Raw genomic sequence first — 23,950 nt, forward strand, 5'->3', positions numbered from 1 at the left:
ATCCACTTCCTCAACGCGTTCTGGCGGAGCAGAAAATGAACATGGTTTCCCTTTCCCGGCGCACCCTTTTCAAGGGTTCGGCACTTCTGCTGGCCTCCACCGCCCTGCCCCGGCTCACCTTCGCCCAGAGCGGCAGCCGCCTCGTCGTCGCCGCCGATTCCGAGCCGCGCAACCTCAACCCGGCCATCGTCGCCTCGAACGGCGTTTTTTTCGTCGCCTCCAAGGTCATCGAGTCGCTGGCCGAAGCCTCGTTCGATGGCGAGGGAGGGCTGGCGCCGCGCCTCGCCACTTCGTGGGAGGGCTCGGCCGATGGGCTTTCGGCCACCTTCAAACTGCGCGAGGGCGTGAAGTGGCATGACGGCAAGCCCTTCACCTCGGCCGACGTCGCTTTCTCCGCCCTTCAGGTGTGGAAGCCGCTGCAAAACCTCGGCCGGCTGGTATTCGCCAATCTCGAAACCGTCGACACGCCGGACGACCACACCGCCGTGTTCCGCTTTGCGAAGCCGACGCCGTTCCAGCTCATCCGCAACGCGCTGCCGGTGGTGTCGAGCGTGGTGGCGAAGCACATCTTCGAGGGCGAGGCCGACATTGCCGCCAGCGAGGCCAACAACAGGCTCGTCGGCACCGGCCCGTTCCGCTTCGCCGAGCACCGTCCGGGCGAATATTACCGGCTGGAGCGCAACCCCGATTACTGGGGCGAAGGCGAGCCGAAGCTCGACGAGATCATTTTCCGCGTGCTGCCCGACCGCGCCGCGGCGGCAGGCGCGCTGGAAGCCGGCGAAATCCAGCTTGCCGCCTTCAGCCAGGTGCCGCTGACCGACCTAGACCGCATCTCGAAAGTGCCGGGCATCGAGGTGTATTCCAAGGGTTATGAGGCGCTGACCTACCAGCTTGGCGTAGAGATCAACCACCGCCGCGCGGAACTGGCCAACGTCAAGGTGCGGCAGGCCATCGCGCACGCCATCGATCGCGATTTCGTGGTGCGCACCATCTTCCTCGGCTATGCGGAGACGGCCACCGGCATCGTGCCGAAGAACGCGCCTGAATTCTACAATGGCGACGTGCCGCTCTATCCGTTCGACGTGGACAAGGCCAACGCGCTGCTCGACGAGGCCGGCTATCCGCGCAAGGACGGCGGCACCCGCTTCGCGCTGCGCCTGCTGCCCGCGCCCTACTTCACCGAGACGCGCCAGTTCGGCGACTATCTGCGTCAGGCGCTGGCCGCTGTCGGCATCGATGCCACGGTGGTGAACAACGATGCCGCCGCGCACCAGAAGGCGGTCTACACCGACCACGATTTCGACCTCGCCGTCGCGCCCACCGTGTTCCGCGGCGATCCGGCCATCTCCACCACCATTCTGGTGCGTTCCGGCACACCGGCCGGCGTGCCCTTCTCCAACCAGGGCGGCTACGAGAACAAGGAGATCGACGCTCTGATCGACAAGGCTGGCGAGACGGTCGACACGGCCGCGCGCACCGCGCTTTACAAGCAGCTTCAGGTGCTGGTGGCTGAAGACCTGCCGATCATCAACGTGGCCGACTGGGGCTTCATCACCGTGGCAAGCTCACAGGTGAAGAATGTGTCCAACAATCCGCGCTGGGCGGTTTCCAGCTGGGCCGACACCGAACTGGACGCGTGACAGGTCATGGCCTGCCCCGCCGGAGCAATTTTTGGCGGGGCATGGAACTTCGATGGTCGCGCATGAAGCACCCCTGCCCTTACCCCTCCACAAGGGGCTGGCCTCTCGCAATTCCCTCTCTCGCGGGAAGGGATCAGTGGCGGAGGGATGCTGCGGGCCGCTGCCTCCGAAACCCGAACCGATCCGGGGCAGCCGGCGTTCTGAAGAACGCAGCGCCGCTGCTCCAGCTTGTTTTCCGTGGTCGCATTTGTGCCACGTCAGACGATTCCGTCTGCCTGCGAAATGCTCTGGAGTCTGACGCATGAACCGTGCGCTTCGCCTTCTCCGGCGCAGGCTGATCAGCAGCATTCCGGTGCTTCTGATCGTCATCGTCGGGGCCTTCTTCCTGCTGGAGCTTGCGCCCGGCGATGCTGCGGACGCTTATCTTCTGTCCATCGGCGGCGGCGATCCGGCACTGGTGCAGGCGCTGCGCCAGAGCTATGGCCTCGAAGGCTCCACCCTGTCGCGGCTGTGGCTCTATCTCACTTCGCTCGCCCGGTTCGATCTCGGCTGGTCCGTCACCTTCAACCGGCCGATCGCGGGGCTGATCGCGGAGCGGTTGCCCAACACGCTGTGGCTGATGGTCGGCGCGGTCGGGCTTTCCTTCACCGCCGGCTCGCTGCTCGGCATCGTTGCCGGCTCGAAACCGGGAAGCTGGCGCGACCGGCTGCTCTCCACCGGCTCGCTGGCGCTTTATGCCGTGCCGAGCTTCTGGCTGGGCCTCGTGCTGATCGTGCTGTTTTCCGTGCAGTTGCGCTGGTTCCCGACCTCCGGCATCGAGACCATCGCGTCGGGCAAGCAAGGGCTGGCGCGGGCGCGCGACATCGCATGGCATCTGGCCCTGCCGGTGGCAGCGCTCGGCCTGATCTATCTCGCCCTGTTCCTGCGCATGATGCGCGCCGGCATGGCGGAAGCCTGGCGGCAGGATTATGCGCTGGCAGCCCGGGCGCGGGGCATAGGGCCGGCGCGCATCGCCGTGTTCCACATTGCCCGCAACGCGCTGTTGCCGCTCGTCACCATGCTGGGCCTGCACGCCGCCTCGATGCTGGGCGGCAGCGTGGTCATCGAAAGCGTCTTCGCCATTCCCGGCTTCGGGCGGCTGGCGCAGGAGGCCGTGGCCGGGCGCGACGCGCCGCTGCTCACCGGCATCATCCTCGTCAGCGCCGTGCTGGTCATTCTGGTGAACCTTGCCGTCGACATGGCCTATGCGTTTCTCGATCCGCGCGTCGGCGCGAACGAGGTGGCGGCATGAGCGCCATAAAACGCCTCTTGCGGTCTCCCGCCGGCGTGGCCGGTCTGGTGCTGCTGGCCCTGCTGGTTCTGGCCGCACTCAGCGCACCGCTTCTTTTTCCGGGCGATCCGCTGGCGATTGCCGGACCGCCGCTGACGCCGCCCTTCACCGACCCGGCCTTTCCGCTCGGCACCGACCGGCTCGGCCGCAACGTTTTGGCCGGGCTGTTCCACGGCGCGCAGGCTTCGCTGGCCGTCGGGCTGGCGGCTGCCGCTGTCTCCATCATTTTCGGCGCGCTGGTCGGCACGATAGCGGGCTTTGCCGGCGGGCTGGTGGACGAGGCGCTGATGCGCGTCGTGGACGCTTTCCAGACCGTGCCGGGCTTTCTTCTGGCGCTGGCCTTCGTCAGCGTTTCCGGCGCGTCCCTGCCCGTGGTCATCCTCGCCATCGCGCTCGGCGCATGGACCGGCCCTGCCCGGCTGGCGCGCGCCGAGGTGCTGTCGATCCGCGAGCGCGACTATGTGGCGGCGGCGCGCGTCATCGGCATGCATCCGACCGAAATCGCGCTGCGCGAAGTGCTGCCCAATGCGCTGCCGCCGGTGCTGGCTCTGGCGGCGGTGATCGTCGGCAACGCGGTGCTGATCGAATCCGCCCTTTCCTTCCTCGGTCTCGGCGATCCCAACATCGTCACATGGGGCTCGATGATCGCGGAGGGGCGCAACGTGCTGCGCTCCGCGCCGTTCCTGTCCATTGTGCCGGGCATCGGCCTCGTCGTCACGGTGCTCGGCGTCTATCTGCTGGCCGAGGGGCTTTCGGATGCGCTCGCGTCAAGAAAGGCGCGGCCATGAGCGGTACTGTGCTTGCCACTCTGCATGGTCTGACCGTCACCTATGGCACCGCTGAGGGGGAGCATGTGGCCCTTCAGGGCCTCGACCTCGACATTCTCAAAGGCGAGCGGCTGGCCGTCATCGGCGAAAGCGGCTCGGGCAAGTCGACGCTGGCTCTGGCGCTGGGCGGCCTGCTGCCGCCGGAAGCGCGCATTGCGGGCCGCATCGGCTGGCCGGGCTTTGCCGCGCCGCCGCGCGCGGGTCGCGACATCGGCTTCGTGTTTCAGGATGCGGGCGCCAGCCTCAACCCGGTCATCCCGGTCGGCCGGCAGATCGCCGAAGTCGCGCGCCTGCATCTCGGGCTCACGCGCCACGCGGCGCGGGAGCGCGCCCGCGCCTTGCTGGAACGGGTGCGCATTCCCGATCCCGACCGTGCGCTTGCCGCCTATCCGCACCAGCTTTCAGGTGGCCAGCGCCAGCGCGTGGCGATAGCGGCGGCCATCGCGGGCGAGCCGTCGCTGCTGATCGCCGACGAGGCGACGAGCGCGCTCGACACCATCGTGCAGGCCGAAATCGTGGCGCTGCTCGACGAGCTGGTTCGTGCCGAAGGCATGACGCTGATCTTCATCACCCACGACATCGCGCTCGCCTCCGGTTTCGCCGACCGCATCGCCGTGCTGCACGATGCGCGGCTGGTGGAGGCCGTCCCCGCCGCCGCGCTGCTCGGCGCGCCGAAAGAGGCCTACACGGCCAAGCTGCTTGCCAGCCATATCGGGCTCGACACGCCGCCGCTGATCACGGAGAAGCAGCCATGATAGCGCCGCTGCTTGCCGTTCACAACCTCACCAGAACCTACCGCTCGGGCGGGCGCGAGGTGAAGGCGCTCGACAATGTGTCGATGTCGGTGGCGGCCGGCGAAACCATCGGACTGGTGGGGCCGTCCGGCAGCGGCAAGTCCACGCTGGCGCGGGTGGTGATGCGGCTGATCGAGCCGGATTCCGGCACCATCGCCTTCGGCGACGAAAACCTCGGCGCGCTGAGCGGCAAGGCGCTGCGCGCCATGCGCAAGCGCATACAGATGGTGTTTCAGGATCCCTCCGCCGCCTTCAATCCGCGCGCCACCGTGGCCGACGTGCTGGCCGATCCGCTGCGCATTCACGGGCTCGCCTCCCGCGCCGAGCGCCCGCGCCGGATCGCGGAGCTGCTGGACAGCGTGGGCCTGCCGGCACATCTCGCGGCGCGGCCCGTCCATGCCGTTTCCGGCGGCCAGCGCCAGCGCGTCGCCATCGCCCGCGCGCTGGCCACCGAGCCGGAGCTGATCGTGCTCGATGAGGCGGTGTCGGCGCTCGACGTCACCGTGCGCGGCCAGATCCTCGACCTGCTGGTTGCCCTTCAGCGCGAGCGCGGCCTTGCCTATCTGTTCGTCTCGCACGATCTGGCCGTTGTGCGCGCCGTCTCGCACCGCATCGCCATCATGGATCGCGGCCGCATCGTGGAAGCAGGCCCCGCCGCCACGGTTGTCGCCGATCCCCAATCGGAAACCGGCCGCGCGCTGGTCGCGGCCATCCCCCGCCTTCACATCCCCCGGCCCCACACCTCCCAACCTGACACCTCCCAACCTCATGGGGAAGCATCCCGAAATGCCTGATTTCGACCGCCATTCGTTGCTCGACCTGCCACCCTATCCTGCCGCGGGTTACGCAAGGCTTGCCGACCGCATCGCAGCGCTGATCGGCACCGGCAACGACGTGGTGTTCGTGCAGGCGGAAGCCGTGGTGGCGCTGGAGGCGGCAGCGACCAGCCTCGGCCGGCCCGGCCTGCGCGCGCTCAACATCGTCACCAGCCCCTATGGCGAGCTGTTCGGCGGGTGGCTGAAGCGTGCGGGCGCAGAGGTCGTTGAACTTAAGGGGGAGCCCGGCCTGCCCGCCACCGTCGAAGCGGTGGCGCAGGCGCTGGCCGGCGCGGACGGCATCGATCTGGTGGCGCTGGTGCATGCGGAATCGGCGTCCGGCATCCTCAATCCGCTGCCCGAAATCGCGAAGCTGGCGCGCGAAAATGGCGCGCTGCTGCTCGTCGATGCGGTGGCCTCCGCGGGTGGACACGAGCTGGATGTGGACGCGCTGGGCATCGACCTCGCCGTCATCGGCCCGCAAAAGGGGCTGGGCGGGCCGGCCGGCATTTCAGCGCTCTGCGTCAGCCCGCGCGCATGGCAGGCCATCGACCGGCCGGACGCGCCGCGGCACTCGGTGCTGTCGCTCATGGATATAAAGCGCAACTGGCTGGATGCCGGGCGCGGCTTGCTTTCCGGTATGCCGTCCGCGCTGGAGTTCCACGCGCTGGAAGCCGCGCTCGACCGGGTGGAGGCGGAAGGCATCGCCGGCACCATCGCCCGCCATCTGCGCGCCCAGCGCGCCGCCCGCGCCGGGCTGCAAGCGCTTGGCGCGCGCCTGTGGGTGAGCGATGAAAACGAGGCCTCGCGGCTCGTCACCACCATTCTGCTTCCAGAAGGGCTGGATTCGCACAGGCTGGCGCAGCATGGGGCGGCGGTTGCGGCGGGCTTGTCCGCCGGGGTCGGCGTGGTTGCTTCGAGGCTGTTGCGCCTCGATCATACCGGCCCCCGCGCTGCCCGGGAAACGGTTCTGGCCGGCATCCGCGCCGTTGCCCGCGTCCTGCGCGAGGCGGGCGTTGCTGTCAGCGAAACGGCGGCCGAAGCCGCCGTCGATGCCGTCTGGAACGCTTGAAGCTACCCGTTCAGAACTTGTAGCTCAGGCCGAAGCGCAGGTCGTGCGAGCTGTCGATCCCGATCTTGCGGTCGAGACCGGCAGCGGAGAAGTCGGCGCTGCCATAGTCGGAGTAGCGGTATTCGGCCCTGACGATCGCCTTGCCGGTCACGGCATGCTCGATGCCGGTGCCGATGGTGAAGCCGGTATGGGTCTTGGAGCCGCTGACCGGATCGCGCGGCGTGGCCAACCAGCCATTGGCGAAGGAGGCTTCGTGCTCGTATCCGGCTACAGCGACGCCGGCCGCGACGTAAGGCAGGTAGCGGCCATAGGCATAGCCGATGCGGCCCCTGAGCGCTCCCGACCAGCTCTGCTTCGACTTCAGCGTCGCATTCAGGTAATCCGATGCGTTGGCGCGGTAGATGCTGAACGTGTCCGGCCCGCCGGAGCTGTCGGCGATGTTGAGGTCGGCGTCGACGCCAGCCACGAAGCCGTTGCCGAAGTCGTGATTGTAGCCGGCATAGACGCCCCCGAGGAAGCCTTCGAGGCGCTGCCTGTAGGAGTTGGTGTAGGATACGCCCGAGGCATCCAGCGCATAGTCGTTGCCGTTGCGCGACCAGTCGTGCCCGGCGCTGACGCCCGCATAGAAGCCGCTCCAGTCATAGGAAGCCGGCGCGACCACGCCGCCCTTCTGGGCCGCGATCGCCGCCATGATGCCGGCATCCGGGTCGGCGGGCTTCGAGGACATGCCCGGAACGCCGATCTTGGTGCTGAAGCCGGCGATGAAGGTGCGGCCCTTGCCGGCAAGCTGCACGCCGTCGCCGCTCAGCGGAACGGCATAGACCTTGTTGCCCACGTTCTCGACCGAGAAGAACAGCCGGCTCGCCTCGTTGAAGTCGTAGGAGCCGTAGATGTCGAACAGCGTGTGCGAGGGGACATCCGTGAAGGTCGCGTCGGGACCGAAAAAGTTGATGGTCGCATAGGTCCCCTTGCCGACATAGCGGGCCTTGCCGCCGAGGGTGAGCTTCTCGTCGAAGAAGCGCAGCCCCACATCGACCATGCCGTAATCTTCCGGCAGAATGTCGATGTCCGCATTGCCGCCAGCGCCGACCATGCCGCCAGTGGGGGTCTTGGTTTTAGCATTGGTGTAGGAGAAGTTGGCGTAGGCGAAGCCGGCATCATATCCGCCCTCGATCTCGACGCCGCGCATGCGGGTGGTGCCCGGCACGTTGATCCACATCGCCGTGTCGTACCAGCATTCGGCGGCGCCCGCGCAGCGCTCCATGCTGATGGTGCCGTTGGTGATGTAGTTCCTGATGCGGTTGTCGAAGTAGCCGACCTTCAGGCGCGCGGCGTCCTTTTCGAAGAACAGGTCGTTCTTGGCGATGTTGAAGCCCAGATCCCAGCCCTTGCTGGTTTCGGGCTTGAGATCCATGTTGTTGAAGATGCCGCTGCCGAGCTGTGCGCCGATGCCGACCAGACCCCAGAAGGACTCCTGCGCGGTGGGCGGACGGTAGGTGTGCGAATAGGTGGTGTAGAGCTGGAGCCAGTTGGTGGGGTTGGCCGCCAGTGTGAATTTCGGATTGACCTTGCCGCCATCGCGCGAGACATGCTCGGCCGGGCAGTTTTCCGGACCCACGGGACATTCGGCGGAGCCGCCCGCGCCCGTGCCCTGCGTTCTTGCCTGCCGGGTGCCGGAAAGGTGCCAGTGGTCGTAGCGCAGCCCGGTGATGAAATCGAACATGCCGTAGGAGAGCGTTGCGTCGGTGAAGGCGCTGGCCTTGGCGAGCTTGCCCGGCTGGTTCACGCCGCGCCGTTCCGAAACGCGGTAGTCGTCCATGTGGTAGGACGCGCCATAGTCGAGCTTCAGGCCGAAGCCGTTGGTCAGGTCGAAGGTGCTGGTGTTGGTGATGTCGCCGCCGAAGGAGATGGCGTCGGTTTCACGACCCGCATAGCTGCCGCCGCCGGCGCCGGGGTCGTAGAGCATGTTGGCCTTGTTGTAGTAGAGGTTGATCTTCGTGTCGAAGAGATTGCTGTCCGGCGTGAAGGCGTAGTTCAGCGAATAGGTGTTGTTCTTCACGCCCCACATATAGCCGGAATTGCGGAAATCATTGTCGTAATAGACCCAGCCCAGCTTCAGTGCATGGGTGTCGTTGGGCTTGATCTCGATCTTGCCGAGCCCGCCGAGCGGCCGGTTGCGCTCGTAGAAGGTGGTGCCGTCGCCGTTGCGGTAGTCCTTGCTCTGGCTGTCGGCCCAGGCGCCCATGACGCTCATCTCGCCCTCGCCGCCATTGATGGCGGTGCGCATGCCGGCAGCGGTCATGCCGCTCCAGTCATAGCCGTTCGAGCCGACCTTCCATTTGGTCATCACGCCGGCGTTGGAGCCGGGAAGCAGGATGTCGTCGATGCCGATGGAGCGGAAATTGGCCGCGCCCGACAGCGTTCCCGAACCGGCCGCGCCCGAAACCGCACCGCGCGTGATGTCGACGCCGGCGATGAAGTCGGGCTGCAAATAGAGATAGGTGCCGCCATAGGCGCCGTGGCCGGCGCCGTTGCGGAAGGTCTGCGGCACGCCGTCGATCATGGAATTGACGCGGCCATAGCCGCTCATGCCGCGGATGTTGACGGAAAGTCCGGGCTGGTTGCCACCGGGGCGCGAGAACGTGCCGGGGGTGTTGCGCAGTGCCTGGTTGACGTCGCCGCCATAGCGCCCCTGCAGATTGGCGGCCGTCGTCGTGCTGACCGCTGCAGGCGTGCGGAACGGCGCATCGCCCACGCCCTGCGCGGTCACGTCGATGGTATCGAGCACCACCGAGCCGGCCGCACTGGCCGTGCCGGCGGTAGCGGGCACGGTCGAGATGGCGACCGTGTTGGCAGCGGTGAAGGAATAGCTCAGCCCCGTGCCGGACAGGAGCCGCGACAGCGCGCCTTCGCGCGTGGCGGTTCCGCTGAAGCCGGCGGTCGTCTTGCCGGCGGCCGTGGAGGCCAGGAACGTGACCTGAAGCCCTGCCTGCCTGCCATAGGCGGTTATGGCCTGGCTGAGCGGGCCGGCCGGAATGTTGAAGCTGATCTGCGCAGACTGCGCCGTTGCCGGCCCCATGGTGGCGGGCAGAAGAACGGCGAAGGCCGTGGTGCCGAGCAAGGCGGCGGCAAAGGCCTTGCGGCCAACCCTGAACACAGCCCGATTGCTGAACGCGTAACCCATTGCAGACGACTCCGATCGATCGAGAAAGATTTGGACTCGCCTGCCTGTTTGCTGGGTAACACGGTCTCCTCAGGCTGTTACAATCGGGGGCCGGAAATATTCGGGCCTGTCTGCAAATATTTTTTGCCGGCACGCGCCGGATGGGCACGAACAGGAAAAATGCGCGTCAGATCGGGGAAATCACGGTCAGGCCGGAAGAAAGCCGGCGCACGCGCGCGCCGGTCGGCTGCACCACGGCCTCCAGCGCGGCAAGGGGATCGCGCAGGTCGTAGAGACCGCTGACCCGCTGTGCGCCGATCGATGGGTGGGCGCTGACGACGGTGCCGGGTATCCAGCGGCTGATGCGGGCGACAAGGGCGGTCACCGTTTCCCGGTCGGCGACGATCGTACTGTCGCGCCAGCCTGCCACCTCCGCCGGCTCGCGCCTGCCGCGGGTGACCGTCGCGCTGGCGGGATCGTAGGACAGCCATTCCCCGGAGGTCAGCATCTCGTGGAGCGCTGGCGCGGTGCCGGGGGCTGCCGCTTCCACGGTCCCTTCCGCAACGGCCATGCTGACGATGTCGGCATCGCTGGAAAGCTCGAAGGCCGTGCCGAGCGCCCTTGCCTCGACGCCATCGGCCGACGCGACGAACGGCCGGGCGCGGTCGCGCGCCACGTCGAAGAAGCACATGCCCATGAGCAGTTCGACCCGGCGCTCGGTGCGCGTCAGGGTCATGGCGAGCGCGGATTGGGGGCCGAGCGTCGCCATGCTGCCGTCGGGCAGCTCGATGCGGCGGATCTCGCCCGTGCCGGTTACGTGGTCGGCCTGCGCGCGCACCAGCGCGCCGGGTATCGTCAGCGAGCCGAGGCCGGCCACGCCCGCCACGGCCAGCGCGCCGCCGATGAGGTTGCGCCGCGTGACGTTGCGCTGGCTGCGGCGCTGTTCTTCCAGAAGCTGGCCGGACGCGCCATGGATGCCGCTGACACGGCTCCAGATGGCTTCGTGCCGTTCGCTGCGGGCGCGCCAGCTGCGCGCCATCTCCACCGGCACGGGATTGGCCGGGTCGTTCTGCATGCGGATGACGATATCGATGGCTTCCGACACGAGCCGATCAAATTCGTCTGAGTTCTCGCCCATGGAAAACCTTCAAGGCCGGTTGGTTGCCCGCGACATGCGAACGCTTTCCTCATGATACAAAGCAGAGCGGAAAATATTCGCTCCCCTCACGCAAGAATCGGGGCGAAAGAATCTGAGCAGAAAAATCGCAAATCCGCCCCTGTTCCACCGACGCCTGTTCCACCCGGCGCCTATTCCACCCGAAGCAGAAGATGCCGGTAGGCGCGATGGACGAGTTCCCATGCGCGCGTGTTCGAAAGCCCCAGCCGCTCCGCCACTTCCGCAATGGTCATGCCATCGATGCGATGAAGAATGAAGGCCTCGCGCGTCTTGTCCGGCAATTCTTCGAGCGCATCGGCGATCTGCCGCAGCATCTGGCGCGAATAGACGAGTGTTTCCACCGAGGGCGCGGGGTCTGCCACGCGGATCATGTCATCCTCGTCGACATAGACGGTGGGGTCTATGGCCTGCCTGCGGTGATAGTTGATGCTGAGGTTGCGGGAGACTTCGAACAGATAGGCGCGGGGATTGTGGTTCTGCGTCGCCTCGCCCGGCGGACTGGCCATGACGCGCAGGAACGTGTCCTGCGTCAGGTCGGCGGCCACGTCCTCCGCCAGCCCGCGGCGCCGCAGCGCGCGGGCTATTTCCTTCGCATGTCTGCGGAACAGTTCCTGAAAATCCCAGGCCAACGCCCCGAACCTTTTTGTTTGTGCAAAACCGTTGCGCCTTAGCGGAAAGGTAAAAATCACGCAATGGCAACAGCTTAGAGCGAGATGCGCGGGTCTCGTGAAGTGGCGGGCCGCTGCTTCTGAACTTTACTAAAATTATCATGTTAATATGGGGTTTGACCAGTTCCGCAGCCGACAGGAAATAAAAAAGCCGGTATAACCGACTTCTCTGGATCATCTTTTGTCCAAAACTGGATCAATTGGGGGGGTGGCTGGCTCGCGGGTCAGGCGCTGGCTGGCCCCTTTGGCTGGCCCTTTGGCTGGCTTGGGGGGACAGGAATGCTGAAGCTCAGTCGTCTTGGTGGCCGCCGCTTTCTTCCTCGCTTCTGCCTCTGCGCCAGTAGGAAACGACGAGGTGGTCGGCCCGGGAAAGTTTGACCTCCTTGCGCAGATAGGTGCGGATGGCGCGGAAAGCGTCGAACTCGCAGGCGGCCCACGCATAGATTTCGCGGCCATCCTTCGGGAAGGACACGCCCTTCACCGCATCGGCGAGCAGGGTGGTGGTTCCGGCTTCCGCGCCGTTGCGGTGCAGCCAGCGGATTTCAAAGCCTTGCGGGGCGGCAAGCGCCTGCTCCTCGCCGGCATCGGCCACCTCGACGATGACATGGCCGCGTGCCTGCGGCGGCAGGGCTTCGAGCATGCGCCCGATTGCCGGCAGTCCGGTTTCGTCGCCGGCGAACAGATACCAGTCCGCCTCCTTCAGGCCGCCGCCGCCGGGGCCGATAATGCCCATGGGCTGGCCGATGGCGGCATGGCGCGCCCAGTCCGCCCCCGGCGCGGTCCCCGGACCGCCTTCCGTGTGGGCATCGCCGTGGAGCACGAAGTCGAGATCCATGGTTCCCGCCGCCACATCCACGCTGCGCACCGTGTAGACCCGCAGGCGGGGCCGGTGCTCGCCATCCGGCCAGCGCACGATGCCGTTGGGGTCGAGCGTCGGCCATTGCGGCGTGGGCGCATCAGGATGCTGGACGAGGATGCGCAGGTGCAGCGCCTCCAGCGTATCGAAGCGGGAGAGATCATCGCCGCGCAAGGTGATGCGCCGCATATGCGGGGTGACGTCGCGGACGGACGCCACCTCCATGATGCTGAAATTGGGTGGAATCGTGAGGTCGCTGCCGTCGCCCGTCCAGGCGATGCGGAAAGCCTCGTTGCCCACGAACTGCATGATCTGCTCGGCAATGGTCATCTTGACCAGATAGAGCATGTCGAGGCTTGAGGCTTCGGCGCGGACCAGCAGGCGGTCGGTTTCGCTCTCGAAGCTGCTGGTCCACAATTCGGTCGAGGCGTCGAGCGCATTGTCCCAGCGGGAAAGCTCCGCGCCATAGAGCTTCAGATGGTCGCTGATCCTGCTGATGAAGGCCGGCGAATTGCCAAGTTCGATCCGGGCTTCGGTGAAATATCCGGTCATGTGAACTCTCCTTGTGTCTGCGTGCGTGAAACCGCAGGCGGTGCCCGCGCTTCTTCCCGCGCCGGCCCGCAGCGTGCGGCTCAGGCCATCGCGCCTGCCGTGCTGGCCGCCTTCAGGCGCTGGCGGGCCTTTTCGAGCGCATCTGCCTCACTTGTCGCCAGCACCATGGGATAGGGCGAGGCCCTGGCGCGGCCGGGCAGGGCCAGCTCCATGGCCTGCCGTTCCGCTTCGTCCTCGAAGATGAAAACGGTTGCCGCGACCAGCCGTCCAAGCTCGGCCTTGCGCGCCTTCATCCACAGCACCATCGGCTTGCCGGCGCCCGGCTGCGGCCGGTCGCCCTCGCGCACGATGACGACCATCGCGCGGCCGCGCGCCAGCAGCCCATCATATTCCGCGACCCAGTCGCGGCCATCCTGCTCGGTTTCGAGCGCGCCGATGCCGAGATGGATGTCGGGTTCCAGTTCGCGGAAGAATTTCATGTCGCTACTCCTCGATGATGATCAGGCTTCATCCATGGCGGCAGCGGCGGGCGCCGCGCGGCGGCCACGCACCGCAATCGCCAGCGCAAGGGCTGCGATCAGGCCGCAGATGCCGGCGATGCCGGTGGCGAACGAAAAGCCATGGGCGAAGGCCGAGGTCAGCAGTTCGCGGAAGGCGTCGGGCGCCATGTCGAGCCCGGCCGGCATGGCGTGGCGGCGCACGGCGCTGCCGGCAAGGGCTGCGGCGTCCGCCGCGCCCGAGCCGGCCAGCGTGTCGCTCATGGAGGAGATGGCGCGGGCGCCCATCACCGTGCCCAGAAGGGCGATGCCGATGGTCATGCCGCCCTGGCGCAGCGCATTCATGGTGGCCGAGGCCGTGCCGGTGCGCTCGCGCGGCGCCGATTCCATGGCCGCGGCCCCGGTCGATGGCACCGCCAGACCCATGCCGATGCCCAGAAGGGCAAAGAGCGGGGCGATCGCCAGATAGGAGGTGTGCGAGGTGAACAGCACCATGGCCAGCATGGACCCTCCCAGCAGCACATAGCCGAGGATCATCAGCCGCCGCAGCCCGTGCGCCCGCGCCAGCCGGCCGAACAGCGAGGCGAACAAAGCCATGGCCGCGAACACCGGCGCCATGCGCCAGCCGGCCTGCGTGGCCGACCAGCCCTGCGCCTTCTGCAGGAACAGCGAAAACAGGAACAGGCTGCTGTAGCCGGCAAATCCCAGGATGAAGGAGGCGAAATTCACCGAGGCGAAGGCGCGGTCGCGGAACAGGTCGACCGGAAGAACGGGCTTTGCCGCCCGCATCTCGGCCACGATGAACAGCACGAGCGCAACCACGGCGACGGCCAGCGCCGTCATCACCACCGGCGCGCCCCAGCCGGCGTTCCCGGCGCTGATCAGCGCATAGGTGAGCGCGCCGAGGAATATGACGCTCAGCAGCTGGCCGGCCGGATCGAGGGCGGCGTGATCGGGATCGGAGCTTTCCCTGATGCCGGCCATGCCCAGCACCAGCGCTGCCGCGCCGACCGGCAGGTTGATGAGGAAGATGCTCTGCCAGCCGATATTGTCGACCAGCAGCCCGCCCAGCATCGGGCCGACGATCAGGGAAATGCCGCTGAACGACGACCAGCCGCCGATGACATGGGCGCGCTCGCCCGGATCGGGGAAAGCCTGCGTGAGGATGGAAAGCGCCCCGGGAATGACCAGCGCGCCCGCAATGCCCTGCAGCGCGCAGCCGGCGATCAGAACGGCGAGCGAGGGTGCTGCCGCGCAGATCGCCGAGCCGGTCACGAACAGCGCCACGCCACCGAGCCATGCGCGCTTGCGGCCATAGCGGTCGCCGATGGGGCCGGCCGAAAGCATGAAGGCCGACAGGCACAGCGCGTAGGAGCCCACCACCCATTGCAGTCCGGCGAGATCGGTGGACAGCCCCGCCTGTATGGCGGGCAGCGCCACGGTAACGATGCTGATGGCGAGCGTGGCCATGAAAGTGCCGAGATAGACGGCGGCGACCGCCATTCCTTTGCGGGATCCGGGGCTTTTTGGCGAGTTGGGCATGCGTGTGGAACCGTAATGTTGAGTTTATTACTCATCATTATATTATCGACCGACCGTCGGTCAATAGCTTGATTGTTTGCCAAACCCGTCCAATATGCAATAGAGCATCGATGAAGAGGCCGGCGGGCCGCCTCTGTGAGGAAGCATGTGAAAACAAGCAGATAGGATGCTTTCACCGCATGGCTGGGGCGAAAATCGTCAGGCTCTGATGAAGGAAACGCAATGGAGTGGCTGGAATGAGCGCAGCGACAAGCCCTCGCCCGGAACCGTCATCTGAACCGGAATTGGAATCGGATTTGAAACCGGAAATGCCGCGCGCGCGCCGCCAGCGCCGGGTTCTGCCGGCGGAAGTGCGCACCGGGCACCTGATCGCGGCGGCGGCCGAGCTGTTCCTTTCAAAGGGTCTGGATGCCACCACTGTCGATGACATCGTGGCAAGGGCCGGTGTCGCGAAGGGCACCTTCTATCACTATTTCACGACCAAGGCGGATGTGCTGCTGGCGCTGCGGGCGCGCTTTTCGCAGGACTTCAATTCACGCGCGCAGGCCGCCATCGATGCCTGTGCGCCGGATGACCATCATGCCCGCTTCAGGGCATGGCTGCGCGGTGCCGTCAGCGCCTATGTCGCCAATTTCCGCCTGCATGACGTGGTGTTCCACGACTTCACCCATGACCGCCGCCGCTCGCAGGAAAAGGATATGGTGATCGACCAGCTGGCTGCCCTGCTGGACGCGGGGCAGAAGGCCGGCGCATGGAACCTGCCCGACACCCGCGCCGCCGCCTTCATCCTGTTCGACGGCATGCACGGCGTCGTCGACGACGCCATCGCCTCCGCCCGTCTCGACCCGGAACCGCTGTGCGAAATTCTGGAAGACATGCTGGGACGGATGCTGACGCGCTAGATCATTGCACCGTTTCACGGCATTGATGAAATGATCTGTCCGTTTGTTTTGCCGCGTTTATGCGACGCCAAATCTATCCATTTGGCTGCAAGATGCTCTGAAGGCAGCTGTTGCCCGACCTGCAGGCGCTTTCGCAGTCGGGCGGGTTCACCTGACGGTGCACAGATGCGGTAGCAGCAAAGGACCCGGAGGCGTCCGGGTCTTTGCCTCTATGCGATGACCGGCGCAGGATCGCTGCCCGGTCCGATCGCGATTGCCGCGCCGCGATTGCCCCGTCGCTCTTGGGGGAACGTTACCGCGCCGCCGCCTGCGCGGCATGCAGCGTGCGGTAGCGTCCGTCCGGCCGTTCCAGCAGCTCGGCATGGCTGCCTTCCTCCACGATGCGGCCCTGCTCCACCACCAGAATGCGGTCGGCATTGGCGATGGTCGCCAGCCGGTGCGCGATCACCAGCGTGGTGCGGCCCTCCGACAGGTCCGCCAGCGACTGCTGGATGGCCCGTTCCGTCTCGGTGTCGAGCGCCGAGGTCGCCTCGTCGAGGATCAGGATCGGCGGGTTCTTCAGGAAGATGCGGGCAATGGCCAGCCGCTGCTTCTGCCCGCCCGACAGTTTCACGCCGCGTTCGCCGATCACGGTGTCGAGACCGGCCGGCAGTGCGGCGATGACCTGGTCGAGCCTTGCGCGGCGCGCGGCATCAGTGATCTCGGCCTCGCTGGCGTCCAGCCTGCCATAGGCGATGTTCTCGCGGATGGTGCCGGCAAACAGGAACACGTCCTGCTGCACGATGCCGATATGCGAGCGCAGCGACTTCAGCGTCATGTCGCGAATGTCGATGCCGTCGATCAGAATCGATCCGGCCTCCACCTCGTAGAAGCGCGGCAGCAGCGAGCAGATCGTGGTCTTGCCGGCGCCCGACGAGCCGACGAAGGCGACCGTGTCGCCCGCCCTGACCTTCAGGTTGAGGGCCTCGAACACCGGCCTGTCCGAACCGTAGCCGAAGCGCACATCGCGATATTCGATGTCGCCCTTCAGCCCGCGGGCCTCGATGGCGCCGGGCCGGTCGGCGATGTCGGGCCTTGTGTCGAGGAAGCGCAGGTAATGCTGGAAGCCGGCAATGCCCTTCGGATACATCTCGATGATGGTGTTGATCATCTGCAGCGGCTGGAAGAACACGTTGACCAGCAGCAGGAAGCCGACGAAGCCGCCCGGCGTCAGCTCGCCATGCACCACGAACCAGGAGCCGGCCAGCATCACCACCACCTGCACGAACCGCATGGACAGGTAGGAGAGCGACATGGACGCCGCCATCACCTTGTAGGCTTCCAGCTTGGTGGCGAGATAGTTGCGGTTGTTCTCGGCGAACAGCCTGCGCTCGTGGTCCTCGTTGGCGAAGGCCTGCACCACGCGGATGCCGCCGACATTTTCCTCGATGCGGGCGTTGAACTCGGCCACACGCCCGTAGATGGCGCGCCAGGTGCGGGTCATGCGCCCGCCGTAATACATGGTGATGAAGGCCGACAGCGGCAGGATGATGGCCGTGATCAGCGCCAGCGGCACATGCACCCACAGCATCAGCAGGAAGGCGCCGATCAGCGTCATCACGGCGATGAACACGTCCTCGGGGCCGTGATGGGCGACCTCGCCGATCTCCTCCAGATCCTTGGTCAGCCGCGCCACCAGATGGCCGGTCTTGATGTTGTCGAAGAAGCCGAAGGAGAGCTTCTGGAGATGGTCGAAGGCCTTGCGGCGCATCTCGGTCTCGATGCGGATGCCGAGCATATGGCCCCAGTAGGTGACGATCACGTGCAGGCCGGCGCTCGCCGCATAGACGACCAGCAGGCCGAGCGCTGCAAGCGCGATCATACCGAGATTGCCGGTCGGCAGCAGCCGGTCGATGAACACGGTCACCGCCATCGGGAAGGCCAGTTCCAGCAGGCCCGCCACCACCGCGCTGCCGAAATCGAGCGCGAACAGCTTGCGGTGCGGCCGGTAATAGGTGGCGAACCGCTTCATCACGTCTCGTTTCCGGAGCGGCTGGTCAGCAGTCCGCAATGCAGTATCGGTCATCGCCGCTTCCATTCCCGTGCTGGGGTTGATTGAGCCGGGTGTCGCCGGGTCCGCAGCCTGCCTCGGCGTGGCGCGGAATGGCGATGCCTGTCGGTTTTCATGGGTACGCCGCGGGCCGGACTGCATGCGTCTTTCGCGATGCGCCGGCGCGGCCTCCCGCAATTCGCCCCTTTCGAGTCGGAGCCGCGGCACTATCGTCCGCCGGCGCGCCTTCTTCAAGCGGCTTTCCGCGCCCAGTTCATGCAAACCGATGAGGCCAGCACCATTGCACTGAAAAAATTCGCAAAATGCCCCTTGAACCTCTAGCCGCTAGAGAAACTACATTGGCCGGACTGGAAGAAGGAATTGCATCATGACCCGGTCAGTACCATCAGGCGGCGGCAATGCGGAAGCGCTCGTCTTCCGCGTCGAAGGCATGGATTGCGCCAGTTGCGCGGGCACCATCACCACAGCACTTGGCCATCTGCCCGGCGTCTCGGATGTCAATGTTTCGGTGACGCGGGAACGGCTGGCGCTGTCGCTCGATGTGGCGCAGACCCCGGTGGGATCCATCGAGAAGGCCGTTCGCAGCCTCGGTTTCGAGCCGACCCTGTTGGATGGCAAGGCCGGTTCCCCGCTGCCGTCGGCCGGAAACCATGAGCATGAGCACGGGCACGCTCACACACACGACCACGCCCATGGCGCGGCTTGCGATCATGACCATGGCCATGACCACGCCGATGACCACGCGACTGCTGCCCCTGCCTCCCCAGCTGCTTCAGCTCCCCCTGCTGCCCGCAGCGAGAAGCCGTGGTGGCAGAGCGTGAAATCGCGCCATGCGGCGCTCGGCGTGGTGCTGGTGGCGCTGGCCTTCGCGGCCGAGTTCATCTGGCCGGCGAGCAGCCGCTATGTGTTTTCCGTGGTGACGCTGGTGCTGGTGGCGCCGATCGCCAGACGTGCCTTCGCGGCAGCGCGCATGGGCGCGCCGTTCACCATCCAGATGCTGATGAGCATCGCCTCCATCGGCGCGCTGATCATCGGCGCGGTCGAGGAAGCGGCGGTCGTGGTGCTGCTGTTTCTCATCGGCGAGGTGCTGGAAGGCATGGCGGCGGCAAGGGCGCGCTCCGGCATCAAGGCGCTGGGCTCGCTCATTCCGCGCACCGCCATGGTGGCGGAAGGCAACAGCCTGCGCGAGGTCGCCACCGATGCGCTGGCCATCGGCCAGACCGTGGTGTGCCGCCCCGGCGACCGCATTCCGGCCGACGGCGTGGTGATCGCCGGCGTCTCAAGCGTCGACGAATCGCCGATGACCGGCGAGAGCATTCCCGTCGCCAAGCAGGAAGGCAGCAACGTCTTTGCCGGCTCCATCAACCATGATGCCTCGCTGCGCATCCGCGTCGAGCGCGCGCCGTCCGACAACACCATTGCCCGCATCATCGCGCTGGTGGAGGACGCGCAGGAAGCAAAAGCGCCGACCGAGCGCTTCATCGACCGCTTCTCGCGCGTCTACATGCCGGCCATCGTGGCGCTGTCGGCGCTGGTGGCCATCGTGCCGCCGCTGGCCGGCTTCGGCACCTGGGACGAGTGGATCTATCGCGGCCTTGCCCTGCTGCTGATCGGCTGCCCCTGCGCGCTGGTCATCTCGGTGCCGGCGGCCATCGCCTCCGGCCTGTCCACCGGGGCAAGGCAGGGCATGCTGATCAAGGGCGGCGCCGTCATCGAGACGCTGGCCCAGACGAAGACCATCGCCTTCGACAAGACCGGCACGCTGACGCTCGGCAAGCCGAGGGTGACGGACGTGGTCGCCGCCGATGGCGACGCGGCGCGGCTGATCGCGGTCGCGGCGGCGATTGAGCGCGAATCCAGCCATCCGCTGGCCACGGCCATCGTCGATCATGCGACGGAGCTTGCCGCCCCCTTCATCGCCGGCGAGGACATCCGCGCCATAGCCGGGCGGGGCATGGAAGGCCGTGCCGGCGGGCAGGCCATCTTCATCGGCGCGCCGCGCTTTGCCGGCGAGGCGGGCAGCGTGTCGAAGGAACTGGCAGAGGCCGCCGCCGCGCTGGAAAGCGACGGCAAGACGGTGGCCGTGGTCGTAGCCGACGGCGTGGCCGCCGGCCTCGTCGCCATGCGCGACGAGCCGCGCCCGGATGCCGCCGCAGGCATCGCCGAACTGTCGCGCCTCGGCATCGACAGCGTGATGTTGACAGGTGACAACGCCCGCACCGGCAACGCCATCGGCAAGAAGCTCGGCATGCAGGTGCGGGCCGAGCTGCTGCCGCAGAACAAGGTGGAGGAAATCCGCAAGCTCGCCGCCAATGGCAAGGTCGTCATGGTGGGCGACGGCATCAACGACGCCCCTGCCCTTGCGGCGGCCAGTGCCGGCGTCGCCATCGGTTCCGGCACGGATGTGGCCATGGAAACCGCCGACGCCGCGCTGATGGGCAGCCGCATCGGAGACGTCGCCGGCATAATCCGCCTGTCGCGCGCCACCATGCGCAACATTCACCAGAACGTCGCCATCGCGCTCGGGCTGAAGGCGGTGTTCCTCATCACCACCGTCACCGGCCTGTCGGGCCTGTGGATCGCGGTGCTGGCCGACACCGGCGCCACCGTTCTGGTGACGATGAACGCCATGCGCCTGCTGGCTTTCAGGCCCTCAAAGCCTGCCCGCTGACAGCGGCGCTTCAAACAGAAGAGGCGGCTCCGTCGAAAAACGGAGCCGCCTTTTTTCATGGGTGATCCCGAAGGCGGGACTGAAAGCTGAAAATCAGCCGAATACGCTGCGCACCTGCGAGTGGACGCGGTTGAAGGCTGCCTCGGCCCCGGCGATGACGCGGGCTTCTTCTTCCGCCGACAGGTCGACGGCGTCGAGCGCTGCGGTGAAGGTGCGCCAGTGCAGGCCGCGGCCTTCCGGCGCGCCGGCCAGATGGCGGGCGCCGAACTCTTCCGAGAGGCCGAGCTTCAGCGCATCCTTGAGCAGGAAGGCAGCCCCCAGATTGGAGCCTTCGGCAACATAGAGCCAGCCCATGGCGGTTGCCACATCGGCCTTCTCGCCGGCCTTGAACGCCGGTTCGCTCTCATAGGCGGGAATGTCGAAGCCGAGGTCGGTCAGGTCCTGCTCGATCTGCTTCAGGCGGCGGCGGCCCTGAAGGTCGGGCAGCAGGCCGTCGAGCGCCGCATCGTCGTAAAGCGCATCGATCTCGCGGTGGAAGGCGTGCTGGACCTTCACGAACAGCGCGTAGCGTTCGCGGCTGGCGAAGGGCTCGCCCGCCATGATCGATTTGTCGAGGCGCTCATGGGTGTCGCCCGTGGCCGCTTTCAGCCGCTTGGAGCGGGAAAGCTCGGTGGGTCGGTCCAGAACGGCGGCTTCGGTCATGATCAAAATCCCTCGATTGCTGGTGGCTCGCGCCCGCTGCCGGGCACGCGTCGGAGTTTTACCGTCAGGCTGGGGCTCCTTGAGCGGCCGGGCGCGGCATCAATAAGACATTCATGTAGTCATGGCCGGCGCCGTTGTCTATCGCAAGATTGGCGCGGTCCGCATCGTCTTTGACGCATCCGTTCCAAATCGCGGGCGACATGCGAAACGCTTCCCAACGCAGGCCGCACTCAACGGAAAAATGCATCTTCCCAGGCTCCCCATTCATGGTTTTTCCTTCCATATTGCGGCGCAGGGGGTGGCGACGGAGATCCTGCTCCACGGTGGAAACCGCGAAAACCCGGCGCGCTGCCATGCTCAGCGGATGATCGTCAGGAAGGGCAGCCGGGTGATGCGGATCGGCAATGTCTGCTCCATGACCTCAAGCACGGCATCCGGGTCGCGCAGATCGAACACGCCGGTCACTTCCAGCGCGCTGAGGCTTGCGCCCGCGACAAGGATGGAGCCGCTGCGATAGCGGCCGATTTCCGCCACCACGTCGCCCAGCGGCCGGCGGTTGAAGATCAGCTTGCCGCGCCGCCACGCGGTTTCGCTCTGGGCATCGACGCTTTCCGCCGGCGCGAAAATGCCATCGTCGCCATAGCGCACCCGCTGATCGGCATGGGCGGTGAGCGGCGAGGCCTCCTGTCCCGGCCCCGATATCGCGACCACGCCCTCCAGCACGGTCACGGCGACTTCGCGCGGCCGGATATCGACATCGAAGACGGTGCCGACGGCACGCGCATGGCCGCCCTGCGCATCGACGACAAAGGGGCGCGCCGGATCGTGGGCGACCGTAAAGGTCGCCTGTCCCCTGAACAGGCGCAGCCCTCGCCGGGCTTGCGTGAAATCGACGGACAATGCCGTGTCGGCATTGAGGAAGGCGGTGGAGCCGTCCGGCAGAGCAATGCTGCGCTGCCCGGCAATGCCGGTCGTGTGATCGGCGAACAGATGCGGTCCTACGATCCCGCTGCCGTAGAGGGCGGCCCCCGACACAGCGACCGCTGCGCCGCCCAGCACGGCGCGGCGGGTGACGCGCTGCCGGTGGGCGTCGCGCAGGCCGCTGCCGGCGATGCCCAGCCCGTTCCAGATGGCTTCGGCCTCAAGTGCCGCTTCCTCATGTCCGGGGCTGCGGTTGCGCCATCGGGTGAAGGCGGCATGGTCCGCCTCGGAAGCCCGGCCGGAATGAAGCTTCACCAGCCATTCGAGCGCTTCGTCGCTCAGCGCCGTATCGGCATGCCTTTGCCTGCCATCCGCTTTCATGAGCCGGCCGCCTCCACCTCACTGGTCATGCTTTGCTCCGCACCGGGAGGGAGCCCTGCACGAGCCCCTACAGCAAGGACGAAACGGAGCGGGGAATATTGCACTTCGGCCTGCGAAAAAAATCAGTGCTGGTCGCGGAAGTGATCGCGGCAATGCCGCAGCGCCTGCACCAGATAGCGCGCCACCATGCTTTCGGAAACGCCGAGCCGCGCCGCGATCTCGCGATGGGTGAGACCGTCGCAGCGGTTCATCAGCAGCGCCCTGCGTGGCCTGGCGGGCAATTGCGACAAGGCCAGAACCAGGAGCCGCAACTGGTCGCGGTCGATGACCACGCGTTCCGGCGAGGGGCAGGCATCCTCGATGGCCGCCAGCACCGCCTCGTCGCTGATGCAGCGTCCGCCATGGCGGTTTTCCCTGCGGGCCAGATCGATGGCGATGTTGCTGGCCACCCGCAGAATGAAGGCATGCTGGTCGCGGATGTCGATCGGCCCGCCCTTCATGCGCGAAAGCCTGAGCCAGGTTTCCTGAAGGGCGTCCTCGGCCAGTTCGTGCGAGCCGGTCTGCCGCTTCAGCCGCGACCGCAGCACGCTCCACTGGCGCAGGTAGAGGGAGATCAGTTCGTGATACGCGTCCGGGACAGTCGCATTCATCGCTTTCGCCGCTTTGCAGGAACGGGAACGACAACCCTCTTAGCGACATTGAAAAAATCACGCAACGTCAATGATTTGGAGGTGTTCTAAGCTTTCCTCCTGCAAGGCGCTGCAGGTTGCCGTCCTTTGCATGTCGCCCGCAGCCGGTTTTTGCTTCCGGGCGACGTGCATGTGTGTTGAAGCGCCATGCGCGCGGCAGCACATGGCGCTTCACGGGCCTCAGGCGGCTTCGGCCCGCTCGGGCAGCGGCAGCCCGAGCCACTCCTCGTAGAAGGCGTCGATATCCGGCTCGAAATCGTGGATCACCGGATACCACGGGGTCGGCGCCTCGACGTCGAGCAGGTCGCCCGAAATGGGGCAGTAATATTCGCGGATGACCTGCCATGTGCTGGTGGGCGCCATCAGCTTCGGATAGAGCTCCTCCATCTCCTGCGGCGTCTCGCGCACCCGCATCACCGCATGCAGCTTCCAGTTCTCGCGCCAGTCGCAGAACTCATGCCCGGCATGGCTCTTGACGACCCAGCGCTTGTCGCCGGCGCGCTGCACGATGTAGAGCTTGGGGCCGAGCGGCAGGATGATGCGGTCATCCCACGGCACCTGCTCCTGCAGGATTTCCAGATACATCTGGAAGCGTTCGCGGTCCTTGGGGGTGGACAGCATGGTGTGCAGCGTGTCGCGGTCGATCTTGCCGTCGACGAGGTCTTTGATCTTCGCTTTTGTGTAGGCCATTTTTTCCTCCT

At 66.4% G+C, this 23,950-nt stretch carries 20 protein-coding genes; 8 read left to right on the forward strand and 12 right to left on the reverse strand.

From position 1 onward, the window contains the following. Positions 1-35: 35 nt before the first annotated feature. From MIC97_RS19135 to MIC97_RS19160, 6 genes are all read left to right on the forward strand, one after another. Positions 36-1,640, forward strand: coding sequence for an ABC transporter substrate-binding protein (locus MIC97_RS19135; protein WP_239801578.1), 1,605 nt, complete (start codon positions 36-38; stop codon positions 1,638-1,640). A 301-nt stretch (positions 1,641-1,941) separates the two neighbouring features. Continuing rightward, positions 1,942-2,931, forward strand: a complete 990-nt coding sequence (locus MIC97_RS19140; RefSeq protein WP_239801579.1) for an ABC transporter permease — start codon at positions 1,942-1,944, stop codon at positions 2,929-2,931. Beyond that, a complete protein-coding gene (locus tag MIC97_RS19145; RefSeq protein WP_239801580.1) occupies positions 2,928-3,758 on the forward strand; it encodes an ABC transporter permease in 831 nt (276 codons plus the stop codon). The genes MIC97_RS19140 and MIC97_RS19145 overlap by 4 nt, the downstream gene beginning before the upstream one ends. Further along, positions 3,755-4,552: an ABC transporter ATP-binding protein gene (locus tag MIC97_RS19150; RefSeq protein WP_239801581.1), complete on the forward strand. Its 798-nt coding sequence runs from the start codon at positions 3,755-3,757 to the stop codon at positions 4,550-4,552. Before MIC97_RS19145 ends, MIC97_RS19150 begins: the two co-directional genes overlap by 4 nt. Next, a complete protein-coding gene (locus MIC97_RS19155; RefSeq protein WP_239801582.1) occupies positions 4,549-5,385 on the forward strand; it encodes an ATP-binding cassette domain-containing protein in 837 nt (278 codons plus the stop codon). Before MIC97_RS19150 ends, MIC97_RS19155 begins: the two co-directional genes overlap by 4 nt. Continuing rightward, complete coding sequence (locus MIC97_RS19160; RefSeq protein ID WP_239801583.1) at positions 5,378-6,478, forward strand: aminotransferase class V-fold PLP-dependent enzyme; 1,101 nt, start codon at positions 5,378-5,380, stop codon at positions 6,476-6,478. Before MIC97_RS19155 ends, MIC97_RS19160 begins: the two co-directional genes overlap by 8 nt. A gap of 10 nt (positions 6,479-6,488) precedes the next feature. Here the strand turns inward: MIC97_RS19160 and MIC97_RS19165 are convergent, their stop codons facing one another. The 6 genes from MIC97_RS19165 to MIC97_RS19190 all read right to left on the reverse strand — a co-directional run bounded on the left by MIC97_RS19165 (position 6,489) and on the right by MIC97_RS19190 (position 14,894). Then, the gene (locus tag MIC97_RS19165) at positions 6,489-9,662 is read right to left on the reverse strand and encodes a TonB-dependent receptor (protein WP_239801584.1); all 3,174 of its coding nucleotides are present in this window, start codon (positions 9,660-9,662) and stop codon (positions 6,489-6,491) included. Positions 9,663-9,828: 166 nt separating this feature from the next. Then, positions 9,829-10,779, reverse strand: coding sequence for a FecR domain-containing protein (locus MIC97_RS19170; RefSeq protein ID WP_239801585.1), 951 nt, complete (start codon positions 10,777-10,779; stop codon positions 9,829-9,831). Between the two features lie 170 nt (positions 10,780-10,949). After that, a complete protein-coding gene (locus MIC97_RS19175; RefSeq protein ID WP_239801586.1) occupies positions 10,950-11,447 on the reverse strand; it encodes an RNA polymerase sigma factor in 498 nt (165 codons plus the stop codon). 328 nt (positions 11,448-11,775) lie between these two features. Further along, a complete protein-coding gene (locus MIC97_RS19180) occupies positions 11,776-12,894 on the reverse strand; it encodes a siderophore-interacting protein (protein WP_239801587.1) in 1,119 nt (372 codons plus the stop codon). 80 nt (positions 12,895-12,974) lie between these two features. Beyond that, a complete protein-coding gene (locus MIC97_RS19185; protein WP_239801588.1) occupies positions 12,975-13,373 on the reverse strand; it encodes a hypothetical protein in 399 nt (132 codons plus the stop codon). A 21-nt stretch (positions 13,374-13,394) separates the two neighbouring features. Beyond that, the gene (locus MIC97_RS19190) at positions 13,395-14,894 is read right to left on the reverse strand and encodes an MFS transporter (protein ID WP_239801589.1); all 1,500 of its coding nucleotides are present in this window, start codon (positions 14,892-14,894) and stop codon (positions 13,395-13,397) included. 335 nt (positions 14,895-15,229) lie between these two features. Here MIC97_RS19190 and MIC97_RS19195 point away from each other — a divergent pair, with 335 nt between their 5' ends. Beyond that, positions 15,230-15,835: a TetR/AcrR family transcriptional regulator gene (locus MIC97_RS19195; RefSeq protein WP_239801590.1), complete on the forward strand. Its 606-nt coding sequence runs from the start codon at positions 15,230-15,232 to the stop codon at positions 15,833-15,835. A gap of 292 nt (positions 15,836-16,127) precedes the next feature. Here MIC97_RS19195 and MIC97_RS19200 read toward each other — a convergent pair whose 3' ends face one another. Then, entirely contained in the window at positions 16,128-17,846 is a 1,719-nt protein-coding gene (locus tag MIC97_RS19200) for an ABC transporter ATP-binding protein (RefSeq protein ID WP_239801755.1), read from the reverse strand. 406 nt (positions 17,847-18,252) lie between these two features. On the opposite strand from MIC97_RS19200, the gene MIC97_RS19205 reads away from it, so the two are divergent. After that, positions 18,253-20,556: a heavy metal translocating P-type ATPase gene (locus tag MIC97_RS19205; RefSeq protein ID WP_239801591.1), complete on the forward strand. Its 2,304-nt coding sequence runs from the start codon at positions 18,253-18,255 to the stop codon at positions 20,554-20,556. A gap of 93 nt (positions 20,557-20,649) precedes the next feature. Here the strand turns inward: MIC97_RS19205 and MIC97_RS19210 are convergent, their stop codons facing one another. The 5 genes from MIC97_RS19210 to MIC97_RS19230 form a co-directional block, all read right to left on the reverse strand. Beyond that, positions 20,650-21,258 carry a biliverdin-producing heme oxygenase gene (locus MIC97_RS19210; RefSeq protein WP_239801592.1) on the reverse strand — a complete coding sequence of 203 codons (609 nt, stop codon included), beginning with the start codon at positions 21,256-21,258 and terminating at the stop codon, positions 20,650-20,652. A 64-nt stretch (positions 21,259-21,322) separates the two neighbouring features. Next, entirely contained in the window at positions 21,323-21,613 is a 291-nt protein-coding gene (locus tag MIC97_RS19215; protein WP_239801593.1) for a hypothetical protein, read from the reverse strand. 2 nt (positions 21,614-21,615) lie between these two features. Continuing rightward, a complete protein-coding gene (locus MIC97_RS19220; protein WP_239801594.1) occupies positions 21,616-22,560 on the reverse strand; it encodes a FecR family protein in 945 nt (314 codons plus the stop codon). Positions 22,561-22,682: 122 nt separating this feature from the next. Then, the gene (locus MIC97_RS19225; RefSeq protein WP_183832197.1) at positions 22,683-23,210 is read right to left on the reverse strand and encodes an RNA polymerase sigma factor; all 528 of its coding nucleotides are present in this window, start codon (positions 23,208-23,210) and stop codon (positions 22,683-22,685) included. A 219-nt stretch (positions 23,211-23,429) separates the two neighbouring features. Next, a complete protein-coding gene (locus MIC97_RS19230) occupies positions 23,430-23,939 on the reverse strand; it encodes an acetone carboxylase subunit gamma (protein WP_183832198.1) in 510 nt (169 codons plus the stop codon). Between the last annotated feature and the right edge of the window lie 11 nt (positions 23,940-23,950).

Source organism: Aquamicrobium sp. NLF2-7, assembly GCF_022359935.1.
In the GTDB taxonomy this organism is placed as follows: domain Bacteria; phylum Pseudomonadota; class Alphaproteobacteria; order Rhizobiales; family Rhizobiaceae; genus Mesorhizobium; species Mesorhizobium lusatiense.

What these genes read in the sequence shown, in the direction of transcription:
- MIC97_RS19135 (WP_239801578.1), top strand. Translation starts at nt 36, where the DNA reads ATGAACATGGTTTCCCTTTCCCGGCGCACCCTTTTCAAGGGTTCGGCA.
- MIC97_RS19160 (WP_239801583.1), top strand. Translation starts at nt 5,378, where the DNA reads ATGCCTGATTTCGACCGCCATTCGTTGCTCGACCTGCCACCCTATCCT.
- MIC97_RS19225 (WP_183832197.1), bottom strand. Translation starts at nt 23,210, where the DNA reads ATGAATGCGACTGTCCCGGACGCGTATCACGAACTGATCTCCCTCTAC.
- MIC97_RS19220 (WP_239801594.1), bottom strand. Translation starts at nt 22,560, where the DNA reads ATGAAAGCGGATGGCAGGCAAAGGCATGCCGATACGGCGCTGAGCGAC.
- MIC97_RS19145 (WP_239801580.1), top strand. Translation starts at nt 2,928, where the DNA reads ATGAGCGCCATAAAACGCCTCTTGCGGTCTCCCGCCGGCGTGGCCGGT.
- MIC97_RS19150 (WP_239801581.1), top strand. Translation starts at nt 3,755, where the DNA reads ATGAGCGGTACTGTGCTTGCCACTCTGCATGGTCTGACCGTCACCTAT.
- MIC97_RS19140 (WP_239801579.1), top strand. Translation starts at nt 1,942, where the DNA reads ATGAACCGTGCGCTTCGCCTTCTCCGGCGCAGGCTGATCAGCAGCATT.
- MIC97_RS19210 (WP_239801592.1), bottom strand. Translation starts at nt 21,258, where the DNA reads ATGACCGAAGCCGCCGTTCTGGACCGACCCACCGAGCTTTCCCGCTCC.
- MIC97_RS19180 (WP_239801587.1), bottom strand. Translation starts at nt 12,894, where the DNA reads ATGACCGGATATTTCACCGAAGCCCGGATCGAACTTGGCAATTCGCCG.
- MIC97_RS19155 (WP_239801582.1), top strand. Translation starts at nt 4,549, where the DNA reads ATGATAGCGCCGCTGCTTGCCGTTCACAACCTCACCAGAACCTACCGC.
- MIC97_RS19230 (WP_183832198.1), bottom strand. Translation starts at nt 23,939, where the DNA reads ATGGCCTACACAAAAGCGAAGATCAAAGACCTCGTCGACGGCAAGATC.
- MIC97_RS19190 (WP_239801589.1), bottom strand. Translation starts at nt 14,894, where the DNA reads ATGGCGGTCGCCGCCGTCTATCTCGGCACTTTCATGGCCACGCTCGCC.
- MIC97_RS19200 (WP_239801755.1), bottom strand. Translation starts at nt 17,846, where the DNA reads ATGAAGCGGTTCGCCACCTATTACCGGCCGCACCGCAAGCTGTTCGCG.
- MIC97_RS19205 (WP_239801591.1), top strand. Translation starts at nt 18,253, where the DNA reads ATGACCCGGTCAGTACCATCAGGCGGCGGCAATGCGGAAGCGCTCGTC.
- MIC97_RS19215 (WP_239801593.1), bottom strand. Translation starts at nt 21,613, where the DNA reads ATGGCAGCGCGCCGGGTTTTCGCGGTTTCCACCGTGGAGCAGGATCTC.
- MIC97_RS19165 (WP_239801584.1), bottom strand. Translation starts at nt 9,662, where the DNA reads ATGGGTTACGCGTTCAGCAATCGGGCTGTGTTCAGGGTTGGCCGCAAG.
- MIC97_RS19170 (WP_239801585.1), bottom strand. Translation starts at nt 10,779, where the DNA reads ATGGGCGAGAACTCAGACGAATTTGATCGGCTCGTGTCGGAAGCCATC.
- MIC97_RS19185 (WP_239801588.1), bottom strand. Translation starts at nt 13,373, where the DNA reads ATGAAATTCTTCCGCGAACTGGAACCCGACATCCATCTCGGCATCGGC.